The organism is Acetivibrio ethanolgignens (assembly GCF_001461035.1).
Classification (GTDB): domain Bacteria; phylum Bacillota; class Clostridia; order Lachnospirales; family Lachnospiraceae; genus Velocimicrobium; species Velocimicrobium ethanolgignens.
The window spans coordinates 3008-9726 of sequence record NZ_LNAM01000218.1 but is presented as its reverse complement, the minus strand read 5'-3'; the positions used below and the strand labels follow the sequence as shown (position 1 = coordinate 9726).

The 6719-nt window shown below is 42.8% G+C and carries 6 protein-coding genes, 1 pseudogene and 1 riboswitch; of the genes and pseudogenes, 1 reads left to right on the top strand and 6 read right to left on the bottom strand.

What is annotated here, in order from left to right; genetic code table 11:
- Window positions 1-53: 53 nt before the first annotated feature.
- A pseudogene (locus ASU35_RS17495) lies at window positions 54-383 on the bottom strand (OLD family endonuclease); the annotation flags it as partial.
- Window positions 384-462: 79 nt separating this feature from the next.
- Window positions 463-548, top strand: a riboswitch (NiCo riboswitch).
- 98 nt (window positions 549-646) lie between these two features.
- On the opposite strand from ASU35_RS17495, the gene ASU35_RS17490 reads away from it, so the two are divergent.
- Complete coding sequence (locus ASU35_RS17490) at window positions 647-1564, top strand: cation diffusion facilitator family transporter (RefSeq protein WP_083504376.1); 918 nt, start codon at window positions 647-649, stop codon at window positions 1562-1564.
- Window positions 1565-1637: 73 nt separating this feature from the next.
- On the opposite strand, the gene ASU35_RS17485 is transcribed toward ASU35_RS17490, so the two are convergent.
- The 5 genes from ASU35_RS17485 to ASU35_RS19555 all read right to left on the bottom strand — a co-directional run.
- The gene (locus tag ASU35_RS17485; RefSeq protein WP_242861319.1) at window positions 1638-2486 is read right to left on the bottom strand and encodes a MerR family transcriptional regulator; all 849 of its coding nucleotides are present in this window, start codon (window positions 2484-2486) and stop codon (window positions 1638-1640) included.
- 11 nt (window positions 2487-2497) lie between these two features.
- Window positions 2498-3238: an ABC transporter permease gene (locus ASU35_RS17480; protein WP_058354245.1), complete on the bottom strand. Its 741-nt coding sequence runs from the start codon at window positions 3236-3238 to the stop codon at window positions 2498-2500.
- On the bottom strand, window positions 3235-3960 hold the full coding sequence (locus ASU35_RS17475; RefSeq protein WP_058354244.1) for an ABC transporter ATP-binding protein: 726 nt from the start codon (window positions 3958-3960) through the stop codon (window positions 3235-3237). Before ASU35_RS17475 ends, ASU35_RS17480 begins: the two co-directional genes overlap by 4 nt.
- Window positions 3961-4074: 114 nt before the next feature.
- Window positions 4075-5517 carry an ATP-binding protein gene (locus ASU35_RS17470; RefSeq protein WP_058354243.1) on the bottom strand — a complete coding sequence of 481 codons (1443 nt, stop codon included), beginning with the start codon at window positions 5515-5517 and terminating at the stop codon, window positions 4075-4077.
- Between the two features lie 349 nt (window positions 5518-5866).
- A partial coding sequence (locus ASU35_RS19555) for a leucine-rich repeat domain-containing protein (RefSeq protein ID WP_172794674.1) occupies window positions 5867-6719 on the bottom strand: 853 nt, incomplete at its 5' end.

The window sequence follows — 6719 nt, the reverse complement described above, 5'->3', positions numbered from 1 at the left end:
TTTTGGCTACCTTAACCCACCGTCTAAAGCCAGTGGGATTGCGGTAGCCTTATTTCAAAGGAATAGTATTTTAAAATTAATACGTTTTTCGGTTCCACTCTCGGAAGCGCCCCGGCGTCCTCCCGGCGGCGTTCTGCATAATAGCTGCACAGCTCCTGCTTCAGCTTCTTTGCATCCTTGCCATCCCCATCCCGAATCATTAAAAACTGCTCCCGCAGATAAAGCTGGTTAATATATTTCAAATTGGCATAGGTCTTGATATTGGTGCAGCTATTCGTTGAGATAATTGCAATCCGCTGCAGCTGTCCTTCTGCATCGTAAATTTCTGAATAATACTTATTTAAAAGCAGTGGAAGACGGCTTTTATCCTGCTTTCCCTCTATGTAGAGCAAAATTATCCTTGACATTTTCTATTCCTTTTGATATAGTAATGGCAATACTCTTTGCACTGCATATTAATCTACAGTACAAACTGAGCAGGCCGAGGGCAAATGCCTATGGAGCCGGGTCACACAAGTGACAGTGGATATCACATCCGCGGGACAGTAGTTGCTATTACTGGAATCGTGGGTGTTTTTTTACCCTTTTCCAAGAAAAAGAGCAAGTGCCATAGAGCTATCATACTTTATTTTAGGAGGTAACTATTATGGAACCAAACAGCAAAATGCAATCATCTTTTTCATCTGCTTCGGAGTTTGAAAGAACTGCCACAAGGGTAACCTTAGTCAGCATCATCGGAAATCTGATTTTATCTGCCTTTAAGCTACTGGCAGGAATTTTAGCTCATTCCGGTGCTATGGTCAGCGATGCTGTTCATTCAGCTTCTGACGTATTCAGCAGTATCGTTGTTATTATCGGTGTTAAATTCTCATCCAAGGCTTCCGACCGCGAACACCCTTATGGACACGAGCGTTTTGAATGTGTCGCCGCCATTATCCTATCTGTTGTCCTTCTTTTGACCGGCCTTATGATAGGCTTTGATGCCTTACAAAATATTTTGGGCGGCAGCTACCATGATTTACAGATTCCAGGTGTTCTGGCTCTTATCGCTGCTATTATTTCCATTGCTTCCAAGGAAGCAATGTACTGGTATACAAAGATAAATGCTGAGCGTATTGACTCCAGTGCCCTTATGGCCGATGCCTGGCATCACAGAAGCGATGCCCTTTCCTCTATTGGTGCATTGATTGGTATTGGCGGAGCCCGGATGGGTTTTCCGATTCTTGATCCTGTTGCCAGCCTTATTATCTGTATTTTTATCGTCAAAGCAGCTATTGATATTTTTAAGGATGCCATTAGTAAAATGGTAGACCACTCCTGTGATGAAGCTACCGAGCAGGCAATCGCTGAATGTGCCCGTTCTCATGACGGTGTCCTGAATGTGGATTTTTTAAATACCCGCGTATTTGGGAATAAAATCTATGTAGACATTGAGATTAGTGCTGACGGCAACCGTCCCCTCAATGAAACTCATGCCATTGCCGAAAAGGTCCATGATGCAATAGAAGCCGAGTTTCCTAAAGTGAAGCATATCATGGTTCATGTAAATCCTTATCAGGAATAATTAAAAAAACAACTATGCGGGCATTAAAGCTCCATCACTATTTCAGAGCCTATAATGCCCGCATTTCTATTAATCAGACTGCTCTCACAGGAATCTCTATCTGAGAAAGCCAGTCCTTTTCGCTTTCTTTATTCCATACTCCATCAATATAGCTTTCCCGGATATTCCCGCAGATTTCATAGCCATTTTCTTCAATAAATTTTAAGACAACCGCATAGGTACGCGGGAAATCATTATAAGAGCCCTTATGGTAAATACATGCCGCCAAAATCTCCGGAAATTCCTTGAACTTCACAAGCTCAGAATCTTCTTTTTTTTCTGTAACAGCCTCACATACTTCAACAAGAATATCTTCATCCTTATAGACCGGCTCCAGATAATGTGTAAAGCAATACTCCGGAATAGCACACTCGCAGCCAAGGACTTCCATTTCCGCTCCCATTGCAGGCATCAGTTCAAACAAGGCATCATAGCTTTTAATGCGTTTTTGCATTGTTGCAGCAATAACCCCTGGAATCTTTTTTGTCAATACCGGTGTATCTAACGAGTTTGCCTCCTCTGCTATATAGCCATCAATTACTGTAAGCTGCTTTGTAAGCTCAGCAATCCTGGATAAAATCTCTGCCTTTTTTCTGGCAAGAAAAGCCTTCTCATCGACTCCACGCTTCAGGCTTTTTATATCCTCCAATGTAAATCCCGCCTGCTTTAAAGCAGAAATCTGATGAAGAACCGACATCTGATCTAACGTATAATAGCGGTATCCATTCTCATTATCTACAAAGACCGGAAGCAAAAGCTCCTGTTCCTCATAAAACCGCAGAGTTTTTACCGTAATATGGTTCATTTGTGCAAACATACCTATCTTGTACAGATGCCCGGGTTCCTTCTCCTCAAAGCAATGATGTACTTCCGTCATTTTCATAAAATACACCTCTATTCCCATCGAAATGCCTTTAATGCAATGATACCACAGATAGCCGTAATTAACACGAGTAAAATAACAATGTATATTGATGAATTTAAGGCTCCATCCATGGAAACTGCTTTCATCAGCTTGATTCCCTGGGTAAGCGGCATGACATCTGTCACTCTTTGCAGTCCCTTAGGAAACAGCTCGTAGGGAATCGTTGCCCCGGATAAAAGTAGCATCGGAAAGTACACAAGGCTGGTTACTACATTCATGCTCTTGACTGTTCTGCAAAGACTGGCAATCATAAGCCCTATAGAAAACATAGAAACCAGCGTAAGCAGCCATGCACCGGCAAAATGCAAGGCATTTCCTTCCATCCGATACCCAAAGCCAAAAACTGCCACAGCAGAAACAAGAATTGCCGAAATACCTGCCATAATAGCACTGCAGAGGGTATCTGCTCCAAGAATCCAGGCAGGGCTGCATGGACTGCAATAAAAGTGCTTCAAAATCTTTTTATCTCTGTAATCAACTATCACAATAGGAATGCTCATAAATGCACTACAGCAGATGCCGACCGCCACCAGCGAAGCAAAAGCACTCTGCAGATATGTCATATGGCTGTCTCCCGCCATCTTTCCTCCTCCAATCAGAGCAATCAATATAAAAGCAGACACAGGCATGCACAAGTTAAACACAAATACATCTGCTGACCTGAAAAACAGCTTCTGTTCAACACTGTAAAGCTTTAGAAAGCTTCTCATAACGCCACCTCCTCATCCATATACCAAAGATATGCCTCCTCTAAGCTGCCATAGGGTGATTTTTCAACCACCTCGGCAACTGTTCCCTCTGCGACCTTTTTCCCATTTTTAATTAATACAACTCTGTCACAAAGGTTTTCTGCCTCTTCCATATAGTGAGTAGTTAAAAAGATGGTAAGCCCAGCGTCCTTCAGGTCCTTTAATGTTCTCCAGACCTCTCTTCTGGCTGCCACATCCAGCCCTGTTGTAAGCTCATCTAAGAATACAATCTGCGGATTTCCTATCAGTGCCAGAACAACAGAAAGCTTCTGCCTCTCTCCACCAGAAAGCTTCATCACCTGGCTCTTTTCCAGCTCTGACAGGCCAAATTTTTCCAGAAGCCCACGATAATCCTTCGGCTCCTTATAAAGTGCTGCATGCTCCCTGCACACCTCATCCACCCGGATAGCAGCCTGATAACTGGAGGCCTGCAGCTGAACTCCTACCTTTTCAAAGATTTCCCTTCTGTGCTTTGCAGCCTCCTTACCAAGAATCACTGCCTGCCCACTGTCAGGCTTCTTTAGCCCCAGTATCATCTCAATCGTAGTACTTTTTCCCGCTCCATTATGTCCCAAAAGTCCAAACACCTGCCCCTTTTCTACAGAAAAGGTCAGATTTTCCACAACCTTCCGGCCATGGAAGGCTTTTGACAGCTCACAGACTTCAATACAGCTTGTACTCATAAAATTCCTCCTTTTTCTTACTCATAAAGGAATTTTACATGCTCCCCTTAAGGGGAGAGTCAAGGGGGAATTTAACAAAGAATTTGCAACGCAATTCCGGATTTCTTTTTCTTCCTAGTCACAATAAAATAACTGTTTCGGGCTCTTGGGTTTATCTGGAATACTCATTTTAATTATCCCTTTATCAACCAAAGGCATTACATGTGTCTGAATCGCATATGTTACCGAATTCAACCCTAGATAATCACATATTTCCTTACGTGTTCTTGGCGTCTTGCAGAATAAAATCAGTTCACTATTCTCCATTTCCTCTGTCTCACCAGTAACAACACTCTCTCTGTATTTGTACAATTTAACAATGAAACTTCCTCTTTCATCCAAGAATTCTGGTTGCGGTAAATTGTACTCCTGCATTGTTCTGCGAATTGTCGGAATTCCAGAATATCGATTTTCTGTTACCTTCAACACTTCTAATTCAGACGCAATTACCGGATTTCGAGTGTCAGGCTGCACTTTTCCTAACTGATCAATCTTAATCCTTCCATATATTCCACCCGGATTTCTAATTTCAATTCTATCCTCATACATTATTACCTGTATAGGCATTCCTTCGGTATGAATGCTGTAATCACGATGCACTAATGCATTAAGTATTGCTTCTCTAATTGCAGTAATTGGATAATCAGTTCGGTCCTCACGTTTTCCTGTATGCGGATTAATAATTGTTTTAGTACGCATATTTCTACTTACAAATTGCATTGTACCATCAAGCATTTCTGAAATATTACCCTCTATTCGCTGATTATCTAAGAACCTTTCTCCTTGCGTTCCAATTGTCCCCATTTCCGTCCCCGGAACAACCGTTGCAATAATACATAGCTGTGGGAAATATGCCTGAGGATAAGGACTAAAATTCATTACGGCACTTAAGGTAATCACATTTTCTCTTTTTATGCTCATTAACTCATATATTTCATTATCAGGTATTGCAGCCAATCGCTGTTTTCCGTTTTTCAATAATTCTATATACTTTGCTAACAATTCCTGATTTAATGAAGCAAACGACACTCTCTCAATTACTCGAATATCATCTTGATACTTCTTTCTATATGCTTCGTAACTATATACCTCATACTCGGTCATAGACTCATCACTGTCTCCGACACGCGTAAAGGAACCTTTTACTCTACCTTTTCCCTTATAGAAAACAGGTCTTTCCGTAATATCTGCACCTGGTATTTCTGCAGAAACAAAAAACTTTCCATCCTTTTCAGCAACTGTGAGTAATGGTCTAACAACAGGTTCCATCTGCAAACATTGTTCATTTATTTTCTTTTGAATATCCTGCGGATCATATACTCCCACTTCCTTATAGTTCTGTTTTTCATCAACACCGAAAATAATTATCCCGCCATCGTCTTGATTGGAAAAGCTAGACAGTGAATCATACAAATGTTTTGGGCATCCTTGTTCGGCACTCTTTATCTCTAATGTCGGAGTTTCACATTTAAGTCTTTGAATCAACTCTAATTTTTCAAATAATTCTTCAGTTGTCATTTAAGTTCCTCCTATTCTTTTTTACATTCTATCATCATTTTTAAGTTTATGCAAGAAACTGAAATTTTATTCGACGAACTCAAAATAGGAACTCAAAAAAGGGCTTCCCGATCTCTCGGAAAGCCCATAAAATCAATACAATTTTTAATTACTCAATGATTGTAGCAACACGGCCTGAACCTACTGTTCTACCACCCTCACGGTCTGATTTGGCTGCATTTAGTTTAACAAAGTCTTCTTTGGAATGTTCTTTTCTTTTTCTGATCAATTTGTTTTATATTTAAGAATAGGCAACTCCAAAGAGCTGCCTATTCTTTACTTTACAGTAACTTTTATTCTCTTGTATCCGTTACAGACTCTTCACTGTAATCTTCTTATCCAGTCCCTTCTTCACAAATAAGGTCTTGTATGCCTTTACTTTGCTCTTTGGCACTTTGATCACCGTCTTGGTGGAAATTCCCTTCATGGAAAGTCCTGCTAAGGTCTTGGTGGTCAGCTTGGTACTGTTGATCTTAAGAGTACTTAACTTGCTACAGCCCTTGAACGCATAATCCCAGATCTTGGTCACACTTGCCGGCAGGGTCAGTGTGGTGAGGCTGGTACAGTTATAAAAGGCTTTGAAGTTAATGGACACCACGCCTTTGCCGATGGTGACACTTTTTAGCTTCGTGCAGCCGCTGAAGGCTTCCGCTCCGATCACAGTGACGTTCTTCCCAATGACTACCCTGGTGGCCTCCTTGTTGTTCTTCAGCGCTCCCGCTGCGATGGAGGTCACCTTGTAGGTGATGCCGTCAACGGTCACGGCAGCTGGGATGGTGATGGTCTTTGCCTTGGTATCCTTTGACTTTGTAAACTGTACCGTTCCGCCGGTTGTGCCGGCCTTGGTCACCTTGTAAACCGTCCTGGTCTTGCTGTCTGTCAGCAGGGTATCCTTCTTCGGGGCTGCCGTGGTGGAGGCATTGCTTTCGGAAGCCTCGCCGGTGGTACCTCCACCGGATGGGCTGTCTCCACCGGATGGGCTGCCTCCACCGGATGGACTGCCTCCACCGGATGGACTGCCTCCACCGGATGGACTGCCTCCACCGGATGGGCTGCCTCCACCGGATGGACTGCCTCCACCGGATGGGCTGTCTCCACCGGATGGGCTGCCTCCACCGGATGGGCTGCCTCCACCGGATGGACTGCCTCCACCGGATGGACTG

Bases quoted from the DNA above. Each gene is read 5' to 3' on its own strand.
- ASU35_RS17485 (WP_242861319.1), bottom strand. From the start codon at position 2,486: ATGAAAATGACGGAAGTACATCATTGCTTTGAGGAGAAGGAACCCGGG.
- ASU35_RS17480 (WP_058354245.1), bottom strand. From the start codon at position 3,238: ATGAGAAGCTTTCTAAAGCTTTACAGTGTTGAACAGAAGCTGTTTTTC.
- ASU35_RS17470 (WP_058354243.1), bottom strand. From the start codon at position 5,517: ATGACAACTGAAGAATTATTTGAAAAATTAGAGTTGATTCAAAGACTT.
- ASU35_RS17490 (WP_083504376.1), top strand. From the start codon at position 647: ATGGAACCAAACAGCAAAATGCAATCATCTTTTTCATCTGCTTCGGAG.
- ASU35_RS17475 (WP_058354244.1), bottom strand. From the start codon at position 3,960: ATGAGTACAAGCTGTATTGAAGTCTGTGAGCTGTCAAAAGCCTTCCAT.